The 20,983-nt window shown below is 72.5% G+C and carries 18 protein-coding genes, 2 pseudogenes and 1 riboswitch; of the genes and pseudogenes, 12 read left to right on the forward strand and 8 right to left on the reverse strand.

Features of this window, described 5'->3' with window-relative positions:
• Nucleotides 1-26: 26 nt before the first annotated feature.
• The 8 genes and pseudogenes from cbiE (at nucleotide 27) to AB0B66_RS04405 (ending at nucleotide 6,416) form a co-directional block, all read left to right on the forward strand.
• The gene (gene cbiE / locus AB0B66_RS04370; RefSeq protein WP_360522692.1) at nucleotides 27-1,319 is read left to right on the forward strand and encodes a precorrin-6y C5,15-methyltransferase (decarboxylating) subunit CbiE; all 1,293 of its coding nucleotides are present in this window, start codon (nucleotides 27-29) and stop codon (nucleotides 1,317-1,319) included.
• Nucleotides 1,316-3,040 carry a precorrin-3B C(17)-methyltransferase gene (gene cobJ / locus AB0B66_RS04375; RefSeq protein WP_360522695.1) on the forward strand — a complete coding sequence of 575 codons (1,725 nt, stop codon included), beginning with the start codon at nucleotides 1,316-1,318 and terminating at the stop codon, nucleotides 3,038-3,040. Before cbiE ends, cobJ begins: the two co-directional genes overlap by 4 nt.
• On the forward strand, nucleotides 3,025-3,234 hold the full coding sequence (locus AB0B66_RS04380) for a 4Fe-4S binding protein (RefSeq protein ID WP_360522698.1): 210 nt from the start codon (nucleotides 3,025-3,027) through the stop codon (nucleotides 3,232-3,234). Before cobJ ends, AB0B66_RS04380 begins: the two co-directional genes overlap by 16 nt.
• 5 nt (nucleotides 3,235-3,239) lie before the next feature.
• A pseudogene (locus tag AB0B66_RS04385) lies at nucleotides 3,240-3,824 on the forward strand (precorrin-8X methylmutase); the annotation flags it as partial.
• A gap of 92 nt (nucleotides 3,825-3,916) precedes the next feature.
• A pseudogene (locus AB0B66_RS04390) lies at nucleotides 3,917-4,813 on the forward strand (sirohydrochlorin chelatase); the annotation flags it as partial.
• Between the two features lie 67 nt (nucleotides 4,814-4,880).
• Nucleotides 4,881-5,077: riboswitch (cobalamin riboswitch) on the forward strand.
• Nucleotides 5,078-5,107: 30 nt separating this feature from the next.
• Nucleotides 5,108-5,347: a CbtB-domain containing protein gene (locus tag AB0B66_RS04395; protein WP_144125036.1), complete on the forward strand. Its 240-nt coding sequence runs from the start codon at nucleotides 5,108-5,110 to the stop codon at nucleotides 5,345-5,347.
• An 11-nt stretch (nucleotides 5,348-5,358) separates the two neighbouring features.
• A complete protein-coding gene (locus AB0B66_RS04400) occupies nucleotides 5,359-6,084 on the forward strand; it encodes a CbtA family protein (protein ID WP_360522702.1) in 726 nt (241 codons plus the stop codon).
• The gene (locus AB0B66_RS04405; RefSeq protein WP_360522705.1) at nucleotides 6,081-6,416 is read left to right on the forward strand and encodes a (2Fe-2S) ferredoxin domain-containing protein; all 336 of its coding nucleotides are present in this window, start codon (nucleotides 6,081-6,083) and stop codon (nucleotides 6,414-6,416) included. The genes AB0B66_RS04400 and AB0B66_RS04405 overlap by 4 nt, the downstream gene beginning before the upstream one ends.
• A 210-nt stretch (nucleotides 6,417-6,626) precedes the next feature.
• On the opposite strand, the gene AB0B66_RS04410 is transcribed toward AB0B66_RS04405, so the two are convergent.
• From AB0B66_RS04410 to AB0B66_RS04425, 4 genes are all read right to left on the reverse strand, one after another.
• A complete protein-coding gene (locus AB0B66_RS04410; RefSeq protein ID WP_360522708.1) occupies nucleotides 6,627-7,157 on the reverse strand; it encodes a DUF6790 family protein in 531 nt (176 codons plus the stop codon).
• Between the two features lie 78 nt (nucleotides 7,158-7,235).
• Complete coding sequence (locus AB0B66_RS04415) at nucleotides 7,236-8,210, reverse strand: TAXI family TRAP transporter solute-binding subunit (RefSeq protein ID WP_360522711.1); 975 nt, start codon at nucleotides 8,208-8,210, stop codon at nucleotides 7,236-7,238.
• Nucleotides 8,204-8,632, reverse strand: coding sequence for a roadblock/LC7 domain-containing protein (locus AB0B66_RS04420; RefSeq protein WP_166382903.1), 429 nt, complete (start codon nucleotides 8,630-8,632; stop codon nucleotides 8,204-8,206). The genes AB0B66_RS04415 and AB0B66_RS04420 overlap by 7 nt, the downstream gene beginning before the upstream one ends.
• The gene (locus AB0B66_RS04425; RefSeq protein ID WP_360522714.1) at nucleotides 8,629-11,097 is read right to left on the reverse strand and encodes a nitrate- and nitrite sensing domain-containing protein; all 2,469 of its coding nucleotides are present in this window, start codon (nucleotides 11,095-11,097) and stop codon (nucleotides 8,629-8,631) included. Before AB0B66_RS04425 ends, AB0B66_RS04420 begins: the two co-directional genes overlap by 4 nt.
• Nucleotides 11,098-11,447: 350 nt before the next feature.
• Here AB0B66_RS04425 and AB0B66_RS04430 point away from each other — a divergent pair, with 350 nt between their 5' ends.
• Nucleotides 11,448-11,936 (forward strand): hypothetical protein, encoded by a 489-nt coding sequence (locus AB0B66_RS04430; protein ID WP_360522717.1) that lies wholly within the window; start codon nucleotides 11,448-11,450, stop codon nucleotides 11,934-11,936.
• Between the two features lie 125 nt (nucleotides 11,937-12,061).
• A complete protein-coding gene (locus AB0B66_RS04435; protein ID WP_360522720.1) occupies nucleotides 12,062-13,729 on the forward strand; it encodes a PQQ-dependent sugar dehydrogenase in 1,668 nt (555 codons plus the stop codon).
• A gap of 72 nt (nucleotides 13,730-13,801) precedes the next feature.
• Here the strand turns inward: AB0B66_RS04435 and AB0B66_RS04440 are convergent, their stop codons facing one another.
• Both AB0B66_RS04440 and AB0B66_RS04445 read right to left on the reverse strand, forming a co-directional pair.
• Nucleotides 13,802-14,833, reverse strand: a complete 1,032-nt coding sequence (locus AB0B66_RS04440) for an OmpA family protein (RefSeq protein ID WP_360522723.1) — start codon at nucleotides 14,831-14,833, stop codon at nucleotides 13,802-13,804.
• 2 nt (nucleotides 14,834-14,835) lie between these two features.
• Nucleotides 14,836-15,609: a helix-hairpin-helix domain-containing protein gene (locus tag AB0B66_RS04445; protein WP_360522726.1), complete on the reverse strand. Its 774-nt coding sequence runs from the start codon at nucleotides 15,607-15,609 to the stop codon at nucleotides 14,836-14,838.
• Between the two features lie 187 nt (nucleotides 15,610-15,796).
• Here AB0B66_RS04445 and AB0B66_RS04450 point away from each other — a divergent pair, with 187 nt between their 5' ends.
• Entirely contained in the window at nucleotides 15,797-16,279 is a 483-nt protein-coding gene (locus AB0B66_RS04450; protein ID WP_360522729.1) for a MaoC family dehydratase, read from the forward strand.
• A gap of 8 nt (nucleotides 16,280-16,287) precedes the next feature.
• Here AB0B66_RS04450 and AB0B66_RS04455 read toward each other — a convergent pair whose 3' ends face one another.
• Nucleotides 16,288-16,491, reverse strand: a complete 204-nt coding sequence (locus AB0B66_RS04455) for a hypothetical protein (protein WP_360522732.1) — start codon at nucleotides 16,489-16,491, stop codon at nucleotides 16,288-16,290.
• A 108-nt stretch (nucleotides 16,492-16,599) separates the two neighbouring features.
• Nucleotides 16,600-17,646, reverse strand: a complete 1,047-nt coding sequence (locus AB0B66_RS04460) for a hypothetical protein (protein WP_360522735.1) — start codon at nucleotides 17,644-17,646, stop codon at nucleotides 16,600-16,602.
• Between the two features lie 328 nt (nucleotides 17,647-17,974).
• On the opposite strand from AB0B66_RS04460, the gene AB0B66_RS04465 reads away from it, so the two are divergent.
• Nucleotides 17,975-20,983 (forward strand): EAL domain-containing protein, encoded by a 3,009-nt coding sequence (locus AB0B66_RS04465; protein ID WP_360522738.1) that lies wholly within the window; start codon nucleotides 17,975-17,977, stop codon nucleotides 20,981-20,983.

The following is a 20,983-nucleotide window of genomic DNA, read 5'->3' on the forward strand; positions in this document are numbered from 1 at the left end:
GCCGAGCAGATCCCGAGGTCGGCGACATGCGGCGGGTGACGGTCGTGGGTCACGACGGCGGTGGGCTGAGCGCGGCCGCCGGTGCGGCGCTGGCGCGGGCGACGCTGGTCGCCGGGGGCGCGCGGCATCTGTCCGGGCTGGACGTGGCCGCGGAGTGCCTGGTCATGGGACCGGTCGCGCCGGTGGTGGCGCGGGTGGCGGCGCATGACGGCGAGGCGGTGGTGCTGGCCAGTGGCGATCCGGGGTTCTTCGGCATCGTCGCGGCGCTGCGCCGGGCCGGGGTCGAGCCGGTGGTGATCCCGGCGGTGTCCAGCGTCGCGGCCGCGTTCGCCCGTGCGGGCCTGCCCTGGGACGACGCGCTCGTCGTGTCGGCGCATGGCCGCGACGGCGCCGCTGCCGCCTCCGCGCTGCGCGATGATCCGTTTTCGTGGACGCTGGACGCCCCGATAGGGGCAGCGGGCGTCCGCAAAAACGGATCATCATCCGCCGGCGGGCTGCGGCGGGCGGTCAACGTCTGCCGGGCGTACCCGAAGGTGGCGGTGCTGACCGCGCCCGGCAGCGGCCCGGCCGAGCTGGGCGCGGCCCTGGCCGGGTGGCCGCGCACGCTGGTGGTCGCGGAGCGGCTGGGTACGGCGCAGGAGCGGCTGGTCACCGTCGAGGCGGCGGACGCGGCAGCGGGGACCTGGGCCGACCCCAACGTCGTGCTCGTGCTGGACCCGGACCGGCCGCGGCTCGATCCACGGCCCGGTTGGATCGCCGGGGCAGGCCCCGGGCCCGCCGGGTGGGCGCTGCCCGAAGCCGCCTACGCCCACCGCGACTCGATGATCACCAAGGCGGAGGTGCGCGCGTACGTGCTCGCCCGGCTCGGCCCGCGCCTCGGTGACCTGGTCTGGGACGTGGGAGCCGGGTCCGGCTCGGTCGCCGTGGAGTGCGCCCGGTTCGGCGCGGCGGTGCTCGCCGTCGAACGCGACCCGGCGGCCCTGCCCCTGATCGCCGCCAACACGGCCGGTCTCGGCGTACGCCTCGTCGCGGGCGACGCGCCGAACTGCCTGGCCGGGCTGCCCGAGCCCGACGCGGTCTTCGTCGGCGGCGGCGGCCCGCCCGTGCTCGCGGCGTGCGTCGCGCGGCGGCCGGCCCGGATCGTGACCGCGCTGGCCGGGCTCGAACGCGTCGGCCCGGTGCTGGGCGTGCTGGGCGACGCCGGTTACCGGACGGAGGGCGTGCAACTGCAGGCCTCGCGTCTGAGCCCGCTGCCCGGCGGCAGTCACCGGCTCGCCGCGACCAATCCCGTCTTCGTCGTCTCCGGGGAGTTGCCATGACCATCGGCCTGATCTGGGCCACCGCCGCCGGTCGCGAAGCCGCCACGCGGCTGGCCGCCGCGTGGCCGGGCGAGTGCACCGTCCACGCGGGAAGCGTCCGCGACCAGCTCACCCAAGCCTGGTCCGGCTCCGACGCGATCGTCGCCTTCCTCGCCACCGGCGCCACCGTGCGCCTGCTCGCCCCCCTGCTCACCACCGACTCGGCCGGTAAGCACACGCAGCCCGGTGTGGTGTGCGTGGACGAGGCGGGCCGGTGGGCTGTGGCGCTGCTCGGCGGCCACGCCGGTGGGGCGAACGCGCTGGCCGCGCGGGTGTCCGACGTGCTCGGCGCGGCACCGGTGGTGACCACTGGAACGGACGCGGCCGGGCTGCCCGGCCTGGACACACTCGGCTTCGCGGTGGCGAACCCGGCGGCCGTCGCCCCGGTGTCGCGGGCACTGCTGGACGGCGCGCCGGTGCACCTGCGCTCCGACCAGGTATGGCCGCTGCCCGCCCTGCCCGCCAACCTCGGCGACCACCCCGGCGCGGCCCACACCGTGCTGGTCACCGACCGCGTGTCACCCCGCCCGGTGGGAGAGCGGTCGGTGCTGGTGCTGCGTCCGCCGTCGCTGGTACTCGGGATCGGGGCGAGTCGCGGCGTGTCCGCCGACGAGATCGCCGAGCTGGTCGCGCGGGTGCTCGCGGACGCGGGTCTGGCGGCGGAGTCCGTCTGCGCGGTGGCGACCGCGGACGTGAAGGCCGACGAGGCCGGGCTGCTCGCCTACGCTGCGGCGCGTGGCCTGCCGGTGGTGACGTTCCCCGCGGAGCGGCTGGCGCAGGTGACCGTGCCGAACCCGTCCGAGGTGGTCCGGGCCGCTGTGGGCACGCCGAGCGTGGCCGAGGCGGCGGCGCTGCTGGCCGCCGGTGCCCGGGGCCGCGGGGCGGAGCTGGTGGCGGGCAAGACGGCGTCGGCGATGGCGACCGTGGCTGTGGCCCGGCTGGTGCCGATGGGCCGGCTCGCGGTGATCGGCCTCGGTCCCGGCGCGGCGGACCTGCGCACTCCCCGCGCGACGGAGCGGCTGCGCGCGTCCTCGATCGTCGTCGGCCTCGACCAGTACGTGGACCAGGTCCGGCACCTGCTGCGACCCGGCACCCGGATCGTCGACTCGGGACTCGGTGCGGAGGAGGAGCGCGCCCGTTCGGCGGTCGAGCTGGCGCGGCAGGGGCACGCGGTGGCGCTGATCGGTTCCGGCGACGCGGGCGTGTACGCGATGGCGTCTCCGGCGCTGGAGTTCGCCGGGGACGACATCGAGGTGACCGCGGTGCCGGGAGTGACGGCGGCGCTGGCCGCGTCGTCGCTGCTGGGCGCGCCGCTGGGGCATGACCACGTCTACCTGTCGCTGTCGGATCTGCACACCCCCTGGGAGATGATCGAGCGGCGGCTGGAGGCGGCGGCCCATGCGGACCTCGTGGTCTGCCTGTACAACCCGCGCAGCGCGCGGCGTACCCGGCAGCTCCCGGCGGCGCTGGCGATCCTGGGCGCACACCGGCCGCCGGACACGCCGATCGGGCTGGTCCGCGACGCGTCCCGGGCCGGCGAGCGGATCGCGCTGACCACCCTCGACGCGATCGATCCGGCCGAGGTGGACATGAACACGGTGGTGATCGTCGGGGCCAGCACGACCCGTACGGTCGCCGGGCGCATGGTCACCCCGCGGGGGTACGCGTGGATGGCGCGGTGAGCCCGGTGCGCTTCGACGGCTGCCAGGGGTGCGGCGCGTGCCTGCTGACCTGCCCGACGCACGCGATCCGGCCGATCGGCGGGACGGGCCCGGCCCGGCTGTACGCCCGGCCCGACCTGTGCACCGGCTGCGGCGAGTGCGTCGAGGTGTGCCCGGTCGACGCGGTGACCCTGGTCGAGCGGGAGGCGCGATGACGAACGTGGCCAGGACGGTGCATCCGATCGAGGCGGAGTCCTACCGCATCCTGCGGGCGGCCGTGGACACCTCCGGGCTGCCCAGGCACAGCCGGGACGTGGCCGAGCGCATCGTGCACACCACCGCCGACCCAGGTTGGGTCGGCGATCTGGTGCTGGACGAGCCGGCGCTGGCCGCCGGGGCGGCGGCGCTGGCGGCGGGAGCGCCGCTGGTCGTGGACGTGACCATGGTCGGCGCGGGCATCACCCGCTACCCGTCACGCTGCCTGGTCGGCTCGGCACGGGCGGCGGAGCTGGCCGCGGCCGAGGGCGTCACCCGCTCGGCGGCGGCGGTGCGGCTGGCCGCGGCCGAACACCCCACGGGCGCGGTCTGGGCCGTCGGCAACGCCCCGACCGCGCTGTTCGAGCTGCTGCGGCTGGCCGCGGCCGGGCAGGTCGTCCCGGCGCTGGTGGTCGGCCTGCCCGTGGGCTACGTGGGCGCGGCCGAGTCGAAGGCCGCGCTGCGCGCGTCCGGGCTGCCGCAACTGTCCAACGTCAGCGCGCGCGGCGGATCGGCGGTCGCCGCCGCGGCCGTCAACGCCCTGCTCTACGGCGATCCCTTGCCCGCGCGGGAGCACCCCGAGTCCCGCCGGGAGCCGGTCCCGGCATCCGGAGCACCCCGAACATCCTTGGAGGAGAGACTGTGACCACCACCCCGCCCGCGCTGCTCATCGCCGGGCATGGCACGTCCGACGCGGACGGAGCCGAGCAGTTCCGCGCGTTCACCGAACGGGTCGGCAAACACCTCGCCCCGCGCGGCGTGACCGTCGGCGGCGGCTTCATCGAGCTGTCCCCGCCCCCGCTGGGCGAGGCGGTGGCAGAGCTCGTCGCGGGCGGGCACCGCCGGCTGGCCGCCGTACCGCTGATGCTGGTCGCGGCGGGGCACGCGAAGGGCGACATCCCCGCGGCACTGGCCCGCGAGCAGCTGCGGCATCCCGGCCTGGCGGTGGCGTACGGCCGCCCGCTCGGCGCGCACCCCACGGTGCTCGCCCTGCTGCGGGAGCGCTTGAACCAGGCGGGAGCCGATCAGGACAGCACGGTGCTGCTGGTCGGCCGGGGCTCGACGGACCCCGACGCGAACGCCGAGGTCGCGCGGGCGGCCCGGCTGCTGGCCGAGACGACCGGGGTGGCCGGGGTGGAGTACGCCTTCATCTCGCTCGCGGCCCCCGGCGTGCCCACGGGCCTGGACCGCTGCGCGGCGCTGGGCGCGCGCCGGATCGTGGTGCTGCCGTACTTCCTCTTCACCGGGGTGCTGCCGCGCCGGGTGGCGGAGCAGGCCACGGCGTGGGCGATGGGCCGCCCCGACGTGCAGGTGCGGAGCGCGGACGTGCTCGGCGACACCGACGCCCTGGCCGACCTGGTGATCGAACGCTACGGCGAGGCGCTGGCCGGCGACATCCGGATGAACTGCGACTCCTGTGTGTACCGGATCAGCCTGCCGGGCTTCGAGGACCGGGTCGGGCTGCCGCAGACCCCGCACCACCACCCGGGTGACCCGGGGCACAGTCACGGTCACGATCACCCGCACGGCCACGATCACGCACCGCTTCATGCGGATATTCACCGACGTCACCCCTGAGGAGGTTTGACGGCCGGCGAGCGTTGCTGGCATGGTGAGGGCAACAAGTTCACATCAGACGACGGTGCGCAGGAACCCGGTGAGAATCCGGGACGGTCCCGCCACTGTGACCGGGGAGCGCCCCGCACGAGCCACGGCCGCCGCAGCGGCTGGAAGGCGCGGCAAGCGCGACGAAGTTCCATCCACCCGGGAGTCAGGACACTGACCCGTCGTTGTCCAGTTCGGGGCGGTGAACCCCGAGGAGGAGGTTTTGTCATGGGTGCGTTGTCGACGCCCGCGGTGCCGTCGCAGGAGACGGCCGGAATCGCGGGGCGGCTGCGGGATCAGGTCATCGCCGGAGTGCTCGTCGCGGTGGCGCTGTTCATCCTCTACGCGGTGTTCCTGGACCAGGGCGCGCTGCTGTCCCCGGTGTACGGGGAACTCTCCCGTAGCGCCAACTACCTGCACGAGCTGTCCCACGACGGGCGGCACCTGTTCGCCGCCAACTGCCACTGAGCGGGGCGGACATGTCCCTGCTCTCGCTGATGGGGCGGGGCGGGCTGGCCGGTGCGTGCGCCGGGGCCCTCTCCGCCGTGGTGTCCCTGGTGCTCGCCGAGCCGGTCATCGACCGGGCGATCGCCCTCGAACACGCCAACGCCGGTGAAGGCCACGGCGCGGAGCTGTTCAGCCGCGACACGCAGCACATCGGCATGCTGGTCTCGGTGATCCTGGCCGGGATGGCGATCGGTCTGCTGTTCGGCCTGGTGTACGCGGTGCTGCACCGCCGTGACCCGGGGGCCGACCCGTGGGGACGGGCACTGCGCCTGGCCGGGGCCGGCTTCCTGGGCGTGGCGTTCCTGCCGTTCCTGCGCTACCCGACCAACCCGCCAGGGGTGGGCAGCGAGGCGACGCAGCAGGCGCGAACGGTGACCTGGCTGGCCGCGATCGCGATCGGGCTGGCCACGGTCAGCGCGGCAGGTCTGCTGGCGGGCCGGCTCGCCGAGCGCGGGGCGGCGCTGCCGCTGCGCCAGTCGGCTCCGGTGGGGGTGGTGCTGGTGGGGCTCGCCCTGCTGTTCGCGCTGCCGTCGTCGGGTGATCCGATCAGCACGCCGGCCGATCTGCTGTGGTCGTTCCGGTTGCTGTCGCTGCTGGCCTCGGTGGTGCTGTGGGCCGGGATCGGCGTCGGATTCGGGCTGGCCGGGCTGCGGGCCGGTGCGGTCGCGAACACCGCCGCCGTGCGGGCGGCCGCGTGAAGGCCAGGGTGACGGTGTGCCGTGACTGCTGTTGCGGCACCGCCAAGCACCCCGACACCGATCACGATGGTCAGCTGCGGCAACTGGAGAAGGCGGGCGTACGGGTGCGCATCGCGCAGTGCCTGGACGTCTGCGAGCACTCGAACGTGATGGTCGTGCACCCGCGCCCGTCCGGTCGCCGCGACGGCGGCCGTCCGGTGTGGCTGGGCGGCATCCTCGACGAGGCGACGGTGGAGTACGTCGCCTCCTGGGCCGCCGCCGGTGGCCCGGGAGCCGCCGACCTGCCTGTCGCCCTGATCCCGTACGTCATCGAGGCCCCCGGCCAGACCTGACGGCCGTGCGGCGTCCGTTGATCGTCCGACTTGCCAGGCACCTGTGCGTATCTTGAGGCCGCATTCGCCCATGTGCCTGGCAAGTCGAATGACCTTGGTGTGGACCGCGCCCGGCTTGAGCCGCGCGCCGCGCGGGCGGGCGTGCTCGGCGAGCGGCAGGGACGGGCCGTGCTCGGCGGGGTCAGGGACGGGCCGTGATGAGCCGAGCGGTCAGGGGCGGACGGGTCGGGCGGCGGCCTGCTCGAAGGACTGGGCGGGGGCGCCGCGGCGGTACATGACCAGCAGGATGATCGCGAACAGGGGCATCAGGATGTCCGACGGCAGCGCCCAGACGTTGGCGGGCGCGTGGTTGTCGTGGAAGACCCACTGGTTGAAGTGACCCCAGGCGTCGCCCCAGAAGGAGATGGCCAGCGCGGTCACCGCGGCGGTCAGCCAGGTGCCGCGCAGCCGCCGCCAGGCGCAGCCGATCGCCAGTACGGCCACCGCGATGTCGCCCCAGCCGACCTCCCACTGGAACATCGACTGCGTGTAGCCGATCTGCTCGGCGGTGTCGCCGGACGTCGGGCCGATGTGGCTGAGCCCGCCGAGCAGGCCCCAGATCCCGGCGCCGACCACCATGATCCAGAGCAGGGCGAGTTCGACGACCCGGTGTTTGCTGCGGCGGTCGGGATGTTTGTCCACGGCGACGTGGATCAGCCAGCCGACGACGACGGTGAACCAGATGGCAGCGAAGAACGGCATCACACACCTCCGGACGGCTCCGACGTTACGCCGGGGCCGTCCGGAGGTGGTGCGGTCCTGTGAATCCGTCCCGGCGGCTCAGGACACTCCGTAGAATCGCCGCGCGCCGGGGTGCAGCTCCAACGGCGACACCAGCGGTGCGATGTCCCGGCTGAAGTTGCCGCCCTCCGGGTGCACCGCGGCCAGCTCCGACTGGTGGTCGAAGAGCAGCTGGGTGAGCCGGTAGGCGACGTCGTCGGGCATGTCGACCGGCACCACGATCAGGTTCGGCACCGCGATCGTGTCCACCTCGGCGGCCAGGCCGTACATGCCTTTCGGGATGCTGCCGGGGGCGTAGATGTCGGGATGCGCCTTGCTGATGGCCTGGCCCAGCTTGTCGAGCGGGACCAGGGTGAACACGCCCGGGGACTGGTCGAACAGGCCCTGGATGCCGGTGGTGGGCAGGCCCGCCGAGTAGAACATGGCGTCCAGGTCGCCGGACCGCATCGAGGACGTCATCTGCGACAGCGACGCCGACACCTGGGTGATGTCGCGCTTGAGGTCCAGCCCGGCGACGGTCAGCAGCCGGACGGCGACCTCCTCGCTGCCGGAGTTCTGCGGGCCGGTGCCGACCTTCTTGCCGCGCAGGTCGGTGATCGACTTGATGCCCGCGTTGCGGCGCACGACGAGGTGGGTCTGGCCGTTGAAGATCCGGGCCAGCGCCCGGAACTGCACCGGCTTGCCCTCGAACAGGCCTTTGCCCGCGGCGGCGTCCGCGGCCACGTCGGCGAAGGTGAACGCGATCTGCACGTCGTCGATGGCCAGCCGCTGCAGGTTGTCGCCCGCGCCGTTGGTCGGCGGGGCGAGCGCCTCGTAGCCGGGCAGGTGGCGGTTGATCAGATCGGCGTAACCGCCACCCACCTGGTTGAACACCCCGTTGGTGGGGCCGGTGCCGATGGTCAGGGTGCCGCCGTGCCAGGCCGGTGCGGCCTCTTCGGCGTCCGCCGAGCAGGCGGCGAGCGCCGGCCCGAGCAGCACGCAGAGCAGCAGGGCCAGCCGGCGGCGCCTCACCACTGGCCGTCCACCCGCGCCTCCGGCTCCAGGGCGTACGCGACCCGGTGCGCCAGCAGCGCCGTCTCGTAGCCGATCTGGCCGAGGTCGCAGCCGGGCGCGGCCACCACGGCGAGGAACGCGCGGTCGCGGACCGCCATGATCAGGAGCACGCCCTCGTCCATGTCCACCACGGTCTGGCGCACCTGGCCGCTGCTCAGGCAGCGTGCCGCACCGATGGTGAGGCTGGCCATCCCGCTCGTGATGGCAGAGAGCTGGTCCGACAGGTCCTGACGAAGCCCGTCCGAGTGGGCGATCGTCAGGCCGTCCACAGAGACGGCCAGCACGTAGGTGACGTCGGCAATTCGTTGGGCGAAGGAGGTCAGCAGCCAGTCGAGGCCGCCGACCTCGTCGGCGCCGGCGAGCTGCGCGGGGTTCTGAGTCATCGAGTGCTTTCCTTCGTTGCTGGCGGGGCTGACAGGCGCTGCTCACGAGCCAGTTCGCGGTGAGCGGCCGCGATACCGCCGGCCAGACCGGACAGCCGGGCGCGGACCGCTTCGGGGTCCAGCAGTCCGGAGCTGTCGGTCCGGGAGGGGGTGGTGGCTGCGTCGCCTGGCGTCGAGAGGTTGCCGGGGCGGCGCTGGGGCAGGCCGGAGGGCAGGAGTTGGGGACGGTCGGGTGCCTGCCGGACCTCAGGGATCACCTGGGTCGGCGCGTCGGCGGCCACCGCGAAGCCGGCGGGCGCGACGGACGTGGACGGGGTGGGGGACGGGACAGCGGGGGACGGGACGACAGGGGGTTGGACGGTGGACGGCTGGGGGGTGGACGGCTGGACGGGCACCGACGGTGGTGCGGGGATGGGCGGTAGTGCGGACGCCGGTGCGCCGGCCGGGCGGGTGCCGGGCCGCCGGGTGCGCAGGGTCTCGCCGTCGGGCAGGGAGCCGTTGGACGGGACCGTCAGCCTGCTCACCGCGCTGTGCGACGGGGCGAGCAGAGCGGTCGGCAGCAGCACCAGCGCCACGGTACCTCCACCGGGACTGCTGCGCAGTTGCACCGTGATCCCGCGGCGGGCGGCGATCCGGGCTACCACCAGCAGGCCCATGGTGCGGGCCAGCTCGCTGGTCAGCATGGACGGCCGGATCAGCCGCTCGTTGATCTCCTGGAGCTGCCCGGGCGGCATGCCGATGCCGGCGTCGAAGATGTTGATGGTGAGACCGTCCACACCGCGCCGGGTGGTGACCAGCACGCGGCTGTTCGGCGGGGAGAAGTCGGTCGCGTTCTCCAGCAGCTCGGCCAGCAGGTGCACGACGTCGCCGACGGCGTGCGCCACGACGCACAGGTCCGCGATCGAGTTGGTCTCCACCCGGGCGTACTGGTCGATCTCCGCGGCGGCCGCGTGCACGACGTCGACCAGCAGCTCAGCGTTGACGAAGCGGCGGCCAGGCTCGCCACCGGCCAGCACCAGCAGGTTCTCCTCGTTGCGGCGCATGCGGGCGGCGAGGTGGTCCAGCGCGAACAGCTTGGCCAGCGACTGCGGGTCGGTCTCGCTGCGCTCGAACTCGTCGATCAGGTGCAGCTGGCGCTGCACCAGGGTCTGGCCGCGGCGGGACAGGTTCACGAACATCTGCGAGATGTCGTGGCGCAGCATGGCCTGGTCGGCGGCCAGGCGCAGCGCCTGCTGGTGCAGGTTGGCCAGTGCCGCGCCGACCTCGCCGATCTCGTCGTTGGGGCCGGCCAGCGCCTTCTCCGCCTGCTCGTTGGAGGCACGCACCAGGCGGCGCACCGTGTCGACGCCGGGCGCGGAGGAGACCTCGGCGATCGCGGCGGGCAGCTCGCCGCTGGCGATGTCCATCGCGGACCGGCTCAACCGGCGCAGGCCACGGCTGGTGCGTACGGACAGCAGCACCGCCACACCCAGTGAGACCAGGATAACCAGGGCCGACGCGCCGCCGCTGGCCAGTGCGTCCTGCTCGGCCGCGGCGTGCTGCCGGGCTGCCTCGGCCTCCAGCGAGTCGATGACCTCCAGCTCGAACAGGTAGAGCCGGCGTAGTGCGTTGGACTTGGCGATGAACCACGCGTCCGGGTCGACGTCCAGGCCGACGGGAGTGCTGTCGGCGGTGAGCGCTCCCGCGAGCAGCGCGCGGGCTTTGTCCACGTCGGCACCGCGGACGACCTCGCGGTAGCGGGCCGCCAGCTGTGAACCTGCCACCCGCTCGAACTGCGCGATCCGTTCGGTCTCGGCGCCGTGCAGCTCGCCGAGCTCGGCCAGCTCGCCGTGCTCGAACCGGCCCCGGGCGAAGACGGTGCGCAGCAGACCGCGCTGCTCGGCGGAGTGGTGCTCGACCGCGTTCAGCGCCGCGACCGTCTCGGTCAGCGCGCTGAGCCGGGCGTCGGCGGGCGCGGCGGCCAGCGCCTCGCCGACCGCGAACATGCTGTGGGTCAGCTCGTCGTAGACGGCCTCCGGGGAGGTCTTCACCGCCGGCTGGCCCTCGGGCGGGAACTGGGCCAGCTCACGCAGCCGGGGCAGTTCGGCCAGCGCGGCGTCGGCCTGGTCGACCAGCTCGCGGATCTCCGGCGCGACCTGCGTGGCGACGGGCACCGTGGCCCGGTAGCGGGCCACCGCCTCGTCGGTGCGCCGCCGCTGCGCGGTGAGCAGCAGCTCGCCGGCCTTGCCGCCGCGCTGCAGCAGCGCCTCGGTCTCCGACAACTCCTGTTCGAGCTGGTGGTTCAGCTTGACCGTGGCGGTCAGCGCCTGGGCCACCGCGCCGGAGGACTCGGCCTCACGCGCGGCGTCCAGGGCCGACGACGTCTGCACCCAGCCCAGCACGCCGATGCCGATCGTGGCCACGGCGATGGGCAGCAGCAGGCGGAAGCCGATGGAACGACGGGGACGGCGCCGTGCCGTGGCCATCGGAACATCGGCTTCCTGGACGTATTGAGGTGCCCACGGCGGTGCTCCGCCGCCGGTGACTGCCATCGCCTGTGCCTCTCGACTGTTCGGTGGGACTCCCATGAGAGTTACGGGCAACAACCTTCACCACAACCCCCGAAACGTCCACCGGATGGACACATAGGTGTCACACAACGACACGTTCAGCCCTCGACAGGGTTTGTCGGCTGTCGTTGCAGGTTCAACTTAGTTACATCCGAATTGGATTCATATCCTCCGGATGGGCGTGTTCTGGCGCGTTTCGCCAATGGCGAAGTCACCTGGTCATTACGCTTTGTGACAATGTCGGATCCGCTGACGGGGTGGCATCAATGTTCGTACGCCGGTTCGCTCTGCTCGCCGCCGTGATCACCGCGGGCGCTCTCGGGGCCTGTGCCTCCAACGCCACCCCGTCCGCCGGGGACGCGAAGGCCACGGGCGCGGTCGCCGCTCCGGTGGCCGCTTCCCCGTCGGCCGCCCGGGCCGCGGTGCGGATCGCCAACGTGGGCGGCCGCAAGGCTCTGGTCGATCAGGACGGCCGCACGCTCTACGTCTTCCTCCGCGACGCCAAGGGCAAGAGCGCGTGCCTGGACAAGTGCGCGGTGACCTGGCCGCCGATGATCGGCGACGCGGTCAACGGGGAGGGTGTCGACGGCTTCCTGCTGTCCACCCACGTCCGGCCCGACGGGACCATGCAGACCACCTACCGCGACCTGCCGCTCTACCGGTTCGGCACCGACAGGCCGGGTGACGCCAACGGCCAGGGCATGGACGGGGCCTGGTTCATGCTCGACGAGAACGGCGACATGTACCAGTGGTGACCGTCCGGCCGCCGCTGTGAGCTCACTGCCAACCGGCGCGACCCCGGGCGTGTAACACCTGCCGCCCGGCGTCGCGCCGGTACTCTTGCCCGGATTCGCCGACTTGTCCGCGATGTGGGGAAGAGATGAAGAACAGACGCTTTCTGATCACCGCCACCGTGGTGGCCGTCGTGCTGGGCGGCATCGGTTACCTCTCCTTCCAGCAGGCGTACAGCAGTGGCGCTCCCGCGCAGCCCGCCCGGCCGGTGCGCACGCTCGGGGCGGCACTGCCGGGTGCGCCCGCGGTCACCGAGCCGCGCGCCGACGGGCATCTGGTCAGCGGTGCCGACGTGCACATGGAGAGCGCGCCGATGCCGGCCCGCAAGAACGGCAAGAAGGTCAAGCACGTCTGCACCGAGTGGGAGCTCTGGTCCGTCGATCCCGCTGAGCGGGTCTGGCACTCGCCCTGCCTGGACGGCCCACAGTTGGTCCACGCCCACCTCGGCGACGGCGAGTTCGAGAACTCCTTCGCCGCCCGCCGCGACCTCGCCCCCGACCGCGAGTACGACCTGCGGGTGCGCTACCGCGACGACACCAAGGACAAGGAAAAGCGCTGGAGTCCCTGGGGCTACCGCGCGTTCCGGACCCTGCCGCAGCGCGCCCCGCTGGCCGGGGCCGGCACCTGGCACGTACGCCAGGACGGCTACCGGGTCGAGGAGGTGGCCGGCGGCTTCCAGTTGCCCGTGCACCTGGCGATGGTCCCGGGGCACACCGGCGACCCGGCACAGCCGATGTTCTACGTGACCGAGCTGTACGGCCAGATCAAGGTGGTCAAGGGGGACCTGAGCACCGGCGTCTACGCGAAGAACCTGCTCAACTTCGACCCGCGGGGCACCTTCCCCGGCACCGGCGAGAAGGGCGTCACCGGCATCACCGTCGACCCGGCCAACGGCGACGTGCTGGCTTCGGTGCTCTACGAGCGCGGCGGCGTGCACTACCCGAAGGTCGTGCGCTTCTCCAGCAAGGACGGCGGGCTCACGGCGGCGAAGCAGACGACGCTGCTGGACATGCCCGCCGAGCCGCAGTCGGCCGCGCACCAGATCTCGCAGCTCACCATCGGCCCGGACGGCAAGCTCTACGTGCACATGGGCGACGCCATGCTGGCGTACACGGCCAAGGACCTGAACTCGTTCCGCGGGAAGATCCTGCGGGTGAACCTGGACGGCAGCGCGCCGGCCGACAACCCGTTCTACGACGACGAGGACGGCATCACCGCCCGCGACTACGTCTACGCCTCCGGCTTCCGCAATCCGTTCGGCGGGGCGTGGAGTGCCGACGGCAGCTACTACCAGGTAGAGAACGGCACCGCGATCGACCGGCTGTCGCGGGTGGACAAGGGCGTCGACTACGGCTGGGACGGCACTCGCGACAGCATGCTCAAGCCGAAGCTCTACATCTGGTCGCCCTCGACCGCGCCGACCTCGATCGCCTTCATCGACCCCGACGTGCACCACGGCTCGGGCTTCCCGAAGAGCAAGCACGGGCACATGTTCGTCGCGGAGAGCGGCCCGACCTTCGCCAGCGGCCCGCAGGACAACGGCAAGCGCATCGTCGAGTTCACCTTCGACGGCAACAAGGTCGGCAAGCCGAAGACCCTGCTGGAGTACAACGGCACCGGCAAGGCCAGCGTCGTCGGCCTCGCCGCGGGCCCCGACGGCCTCTACTTCACGGCCCTCTACCCCGACGCCGACACCGCGTCGCCCGACACCCCCGCCGCCAAGATCTACCGCCTCCGCTACACCGGCGCCGAATGAGAGAAAGGAAGGGCACCTTCACAACGCTCCGCGTTGTAGAAGGTGCCCTTCCAAACTTCGTACCGGCTGTGATCAGGGCAGGACGATGAACTCCACGCGGCGGTTGACCGCCTGGCCGGCCTCGCTGGTGTTGGGGCGGGCGGGACGGCTCTCGCCGTAGCCCTGGGCGGTCAGCCGGTCGGCCGCGACGCCCTGCTTGACCAGGTAGTCCAGCACCGTCTTGGCGCGGGCCCGGCTCAGCGTCAGGTTGTCCGCGGCCGTGCCGTTGCTGTCGGTGTGACCCTCGATCCGCACCTTGACCTGCGGGTTGGCGGTGAGGATGCGAGCCGCCTGGCCGAGCGCGGCCCGGCCCGCCGCGGTGAGCGTGGTGCTGTTGTCGAGGAAGGTGACCGCGGGCAGCTTGACCAGCTCCTGCTGCACCTTCGCCACCTCGGTGCGATCGACCACGACCGAGCCCGACTGGGCCGCGGCGGTGGCCACGGCGTCCTTGGCCGCCTGCGAGGCCAGCGTGCCCGTCAGCGACAGGTCGCCGCCGCGCAACTCGACCGACACGTCCTTGGCGCCCTGGCCGTAGGCGGAGATCACGTTCGCCACGCCGTCGAGTCCGGCGTCGGTCACGCTCGGGTCGACCTTCAGCTGGTCGTCCACCGGTCCGGCGCCGGCCACGAAGGTCGCCGCCTCGAACAGCCGCTTGCGGGCCGCCTCGGTGGGCACCGTGCCGGTGAGCACGGCCCGCCCGCCGGACAGCGTGAGCATCACGGTTGGCGGAGTCGCCGTCGCGGTCGGCGACGGCGACGGGGCCGGTGCGGCCACCGCGGGCACCTCGGCCACGGCGACGCGTACGCCCTCCAGCTTGCGCACGATCGCCAGCGCCTGATCGGCCTCGGCGGCCGAGGCGGCCTTCAGCGTGCCGTCGCGCCCGATGAAGTCGACCTCCACCGCGGACAGCCCTGCGGCGGCCAGCGCCTGCTCGGAGCGGGTCGTGAGGTCGTCCTGGACGGTCTCGCGGATGGGCAGGTGCTGCGCGGTGACGATGCCGGCCAGGCCGAGCACCGCGACCGCCAGCCCGACCACGGGGTGGAACCTGCGAGCGTTGTCCGCCATGCTCATTCCCGTCCCGTGTCGCGGCCGGCGACGAGGCGGCGCTGCAGGTCGGCCAGACCCTCCTCGTCCCCGTCGGCGAGCAGCTGGGCCTGCTGCGCCCAGGTGAGCAGGGCGGGCGCGAAGCTGAGCCCGCCGTCCTCGATGGCCTTGCGCAGGGCGGCGTTGTCGGCGGCGGCGACCGCGGCGTACGTGCCCATGCCGGCGGCCGTCAGCGCGGCCTCCATCTTGGGCCCGATGCCCTCGATGCGCTGCAGGTTGTCACCCGCGGCGACCAGCATGTTCTCGATCGGGGTGAGCGTCGACGCCTCGACCTTGAACGCCTTGTCCTGGGCGGCCTCGACCGCGGCCTCCACGGCGTCGTCGGGCTCGTCGGCGGCCACGGCGACGGGCTCCGGGGTGGGCTGGACGACCGGCTCGGCGGCGACCGGCTCCGGCTCGGCGGCCGACTCCGGCTTGGCGATCGGGGCGACCAGCGACACGGGCCGCTGCTGCACCTCGATCTCGTCGTCGGCGGGCGCGGCCGGGGCGGGCACGGCCTTCTTCGACGCCTTCTTGGCGGGCTTGGCCTTCTCCGCCTTGGCTTCGGCGGCCACAGGGGCCGCGGCGACCGGCGCGGGAGTCTCCGCGACGACCGGGGTGGACGGAGCGGCGGCCGCGGCCGGCTGCTCCGCCGGGGTGGACTTGCCGCGCCTGCTGAACAGCAGCCAGCCCACCAGCAGGCCGAGCAGGAACGCTGTCAGGATCATGAGGAGCGACTGGCCGATGAACCAGGCCACGAAGACCTCCAAAAAGAACGCGCGAGGGAAACGCGCTGTCGGAAGGATTGCTGCTCGTCTCGCTGACGCGAGCCGGACGAGTTCGAGGCAGCTTCGCACACGTCCCGGACATCCGACTCAGCGCATCGGCCGGTTGTGGCTCCTGCACCGGTCACAAAAGGCGGGATGTCCGCATAGGATCGCGGGCGTGCCGGAGACCGTGACGCATGTGCGCGACCTAGCCGACGTGGTCGGCCGCTTCCTGGGCCACAGCGCCTGGCACGAGATCACCCAGCGCCAGGTGGACCTGTTCGCCGAGGCGACCTGGGACGACCAGTGGATCCACACCGACCCCGAGCGGGCCGCAGCCGGGCCGTACGGCGGCACCATCGCGCACGGCTTCCTTACCATGTCGCTGACGCCGACCCTGCTGGCCGAGATCTGGCGGGTCGAGGGCGTGGACATGACCGTCAACCAGGGCCTGGACAACCTGCGGCTGCGGGCCCCGGTGCCGGTGGGCGCGCTGGTGCGGATGGGGGCCGACCTGCTGTCCACGCGCACCCGGCCGAAGGGCTTCGCCGAGGTGGTGGTGCGGCTGACCTTCGAGCTGGAGCACGCCGGACGGCGGCAGCGCGCGGCCACCGCCGACCTGACCATCCTGCTCCGCGAGGCGGCGGCCGTCCCGCGCTGATCAGCGCCTCAGGAGGGGTCGCCCTGCCAGCGGGCGTCCTCCTCCTCCCACTCCTCGTTACGCTCCTTGACCTTGGCCAGCGCCTGCTCGGCGTCGGCGGGGGAGGCGTACGGACCGAGCAGGAACTTGGCCGCGCACTTGCCGTCGCCGCTCTCGACCCGGTTGTGCTTGATGCACCAGAAGTACTGCGGCGGATCTCCGACGTTCGTCATGCCATCACTGTGCCCGTTCGCCGGCCCGCTACGCCACCGATCCGCGACAAGCCGCCGGAGATACGACAGGGGGCGCTCTTCTTTCGAAGAGCGCCCCCTGTGCGCCGATCACAGCATGGACAGATGCACGTGGTTGGTATGGTCCCCGGCGGGGTTGTCGCCGCAGTTGGAGCCGGCCGAGTCGTAGGTCTTCCAGGCGCCGTTGATCCAGATCTTGCAGTACCAGATCACGTACATGACCCCGAGCCGGCTGGCGTTCTTGATGAAGAACGAGGCCAGGTTGTTGCCGTAGGTGCGGTCGCCGCCGCTGGCGGAGTAGTTGGTGAAGCCGCCGGTGGCCGAGGCGAAGTCGCAGGCCCGGCCCTTGGGGTGCTCGCCGCCGCCGCCGGAGCGGTGGCAGGAGACGTAGCGCTTGAAGCCGTTGGCTTTGGCCTGGTTCATCGCCCACAGGGTGCGCGGGGTGATGCAGCCGCTGGTGGTCGGGTCCTTGATCGTGCAGCCCTCGCTGGGCCAGGATCCGTCGGAGTTGCGCGGGGCGGGCTTGGCCAGGGGGGAGTTGGGGTTGATGTAGCCGCTGGAGCTGCGCCCGTCGACCGCGCGCAGGGCCTGGTCGGCGGCCTTCTTGCGCTTCTCCATCTCCTTGACCGCGTCCTGCTGCAGCTTCAGCTGGATGTCGATCGCGGCCTTCTTCGCGGTGACCTCCTGCTTGCGCGTGCGGAAGTCGCGCATGCGGGCCTCGTCGCGCTGGGTCATCCGGTCCATGGCGTTGGCCTTGGCCAGCAGGGAGCCCGGGTCGGTTCCGTTGACCATGAGGCTGACCATGCCGAGCCGGCCGGTCTTGTAGGCCTCCGACGCGTACTGGCCGACGAACACCCGCAGCCGCTCCAGGTCGGCCTCGGCCGAGAGCAGCTCGGTGGTCAGCGCCTTCTGCGAGGCTTCGGCCGCGTCGAGCGCCGCCTGCGCCTCCAGATAGCCCTTGGCCGCGACCTCCAGGTTCTCGCGCAGCTGCTTGAGCGACTGGGAGCTGCCCTCGTTGGGCTCCGCGAACGCGGGCGCCGCCGGCGACAGCCCGCTCACCACCAGGAACACGGCGGCCAGCAGCAGCGTGAGGTAGGCGGCGCGTCGTCGTCGTGGTCGGGGCGCGGTGGGGGTCACGGAGGTGCTTCCTTCCGTCGTTGCCGCGCGGACGGACCGGCGTGCCGCGGCGCTGCTGGGGGAGCAGCGGGCCGGGCGGCCGTGCCGTCGTCGGGGATGCGCGACGGTGGCTTCGGCAGATCTTTATGTGAGACAGCCTCGGTGCCGTGGGGGCAGGCGGTCAGAGTACCCGGTCTCGCGGGGGCCACTCAAAACGATCGACGATCGTGCGCCGCTTTGCCCGAATCGTTGGTTTTCGCGTTGCCACGTCAGGGAACCAGCTGCGTAATAGTGTTAACCGGAGGGAATTGTGTCGTCTCGCGCCGTTTCAGTGCTCTTCACAGCCTGGATGGTGCTGCTTGGCGTGCTTTATTACGTCATCAGGCCGTGGCAGGTGGGTTTGTGGGCCGCGCTCGGGCTGAGCGGCGCGGCCGCGATCGCCTACGGCGTGCGCCGCAACCGGCCCCGTCGGCCCCGCCCCTGGTGGCTGCTCTGCGGGGCGCTGGTGCTGTTCGTGGTCGGGGACTTGTTCTCCGCCGTGCTCAACAGCGACTACATGGCGCCCTACGACGTGCCCCTCATAGTCGACATGATCTACCTGGCGATGTTCATCGTGATGAGCCTGGGCCTGATGGGCCTGGCCAGGTCCGGCTGGGCGATGCGCGACCGGGCCGGAGTGCTCGACGGGGTGACCCTGATCCTGGGCCTGGGCCTGCTCGCCTGGATGTTCATCATCGAGCCGCGCTTCCGTACGCCCGGATTGACGGCACTGGACCAGATCGCCGCGGTCGCCTACCCGCTGGCCGACCTGCTGCTGCTGGCCATGGTGGTGCGGATCGTGCTGGTCGCGCGCTGGAGCGCGCCGGTGGCGCTGCTGGCCGCGGGCGGCATCGGCATGTTCGTCAGCGACAACCTGCACCTGTTGGCCCGCCTCGACGGCTTCTGGCACATCGGCGGCTCGCTCGACGTCGGCTGGATGCTGCTCTACTGGGGCTGGGGCCTGGCCGCGCTGCTGCCCTCGATGGTCTGGCTGACCGAGCCCCGGCCCGCGCCGACCGCCGAGCTCAGCGGCCGGCGCGTGGTGGTGCTGGGGCTGTCCTCGTTCATCCCGCCGATGGTGCTGCTCTTTCAGGCACTGCGCGGGCCGGTGCGCAACGCCGAGGGCATCGCGCTGCTCTGCATCGCGATGTTCGTGCTGGTGCTGATCCGGCTGCTGGACGCCATGCGCATCCACCGGCAGGCGCTGGCCCGCGAGCGGCTGCTGCGCGAGGCCGGTGTGAGCATGGTGGCGGCCACCGACATCGCCCAGGTCTCCGACGTCGTACGCGACACCGCCACCAACCTGATGCCCAGCCACGCCGAGCACCGGGTGATCCTTGCCGTCGAGGGCAACGAGCAGGCCCCGGTCGCGCAGCCGCCGCGCGACGGCCCCCGGCCCGCGGTGCTGTGCCGCACCGGCGAGCTGCCGGCGGAGCACGCCGACGAGCTGGCTGGCTTCGACACCGTGCTGAGCTGCCCGCTCGCGCCCGCCGACGGCACCTCGGGCGGGCACAGCATCGGCACGCTGCTGATCGCGGCCGAGGAGGACGTGCTGCACACACTGCAGGGCACGATGGAGGTGCTCGCCCTGCAGGCGGCGCTGGCGCTGTCCCGGATCATGCTGAACGACGAGGTCAACCGGCGTGACAGCGAGGCCTACTTCCGGGCGCTGGTGCACAACACCGCCGACGTGATCATGATCGTGGGCGGTGACGACGAGATCCGCTACTGCAGCCCGTCCGCGGCGGCGATGTTCGGCCGGGAGGCCCTCGAAGGCAACCACCTGCTCGACCTCGTCGTCCCGGAGGAGCGCGAGCGCAGCGCGGGCTTCCTCACGCGGGCCCGCCAGGAGCGGCGCGGCGAGACCACGGACTGGACCGTCTGGGGCTTCGGGGATCGGCGGTTGCAGGTCGAGGTCTCCAGCCGGGACCTGCGCGAGGACCCCGCCGTCGCCGGACTGGTGATCACCCTGCGGGACGTCACGCAGCGCCGGCGGCTGGAGCGGGAGCTGACCCACCGGGCGTTCCACGACTCGCTGACCGGGCTGGCCAACCGCGCCCTGTTCATCGACCGGGTGACGCTGGCGGTGGACCGGGCCCGCCGCAACGGGTCCATCGCGGGGGTGCTCTTCATCGACCTCGACGACTTCAAGGACGTCAACGACACCATGGGCCACCCGGTCGGGGACGAGTTGCTGACCGCGGTCGCCGAACGCCTCAAAGCAGTGCTGCGCCCGCACGACACCGCCGCCCGCCTGGGCGGCGACGAGTTCGCGGCGCTGATCGAGGACTCCACCGGCACCGGGGCGATCGAGGCGGTGGCCGAACGGGTGGTACGGGTGCTGTCGGCGCCCGTGCCGGTGGGCGACCAGCGGGTGCCCGCCGGGGCCAGCATCGGCGTGGCCACCACCAAACACGCCCACGACGGCGACGAGCTGCTGCGCCACGCCGATCTGGCGCTGTACTCGGCCAAGGGTGAGGGCAAGGGGCAGTGGCGGCGGTACCAGCCGGCCCTGCACGAGGCGCTTGTCGAACGGCTCCAGCTGAAGGCCGACCTGGACCGGGCCGTCGCCGAGGAGGAGTTCAGCCTGCGCTTCCAGCCGGTCGTCGGGCTGACCGGCGGCGGCACGGTCGGCTTCGAGGCGCTGGTGCGCTGGGAACATCCCAGTCGGGGCACCCTGGCCCCCGGCGAATTCATCGGGCTGGCCGAGGAGTCCGGCCTGATCGTGCCGATCGGCACGCAGGTGGTGCGCCAGGCGCTGGCCACGGCCGCCCGCTGGCCGACCCGGGCCGGGCTGAGCCCGTACGTCAGCATCAACATCTCAGCCCGCCAGTTCCGCACGCCCGGCGTGGTCGCCGACCTGCTGCGCGAGTTGGACGAGGCGGGACTGCCCGCGCACCGGATGATGCTGGAGATCGTCGAGACGCTGCTGCTGCACGAGGACGAGGAGGTCTGGGCCGACCTGGCCGAGCTGCGGGAGGCGGGCGTGCGCGTGGCCATCGACGACTTCGGCACCGGCTACTCGTCGCTGAGCTACCTGCGGCAGATGGCGCTGGACGTGGTGAAGCTGGACAAGTCGTTCGTCGGCGAGATCGCCCTCTCGGCCCAGCAGCGCGCGCTGGTGGAGGGCATCGTGCGACTGGCCAACACGCTGGGACTGGAGGTCATCGCCGAGGGCATCGAGACGCAGGAGCAGCGCGACATCCTCGCCGACATCGGCTGCCCCTACGGCCAGGGTTACCTGTTCAGCAAACCGCTGCCCGGCGGGGAGACGTTCCCGTGGCTGGTCGACGACCTCGAGCACCCGGCCGCGCACTAG

Source organism: Catellatospora sp. NPDC049111, from assembly GCF_040648615.1.
Lineage (GTDB): Bacteria > Actinomycetota > Actinomycetes > Mycobacteriales > Micromonosporaceae > Catellatospora > Catellatospora aurea.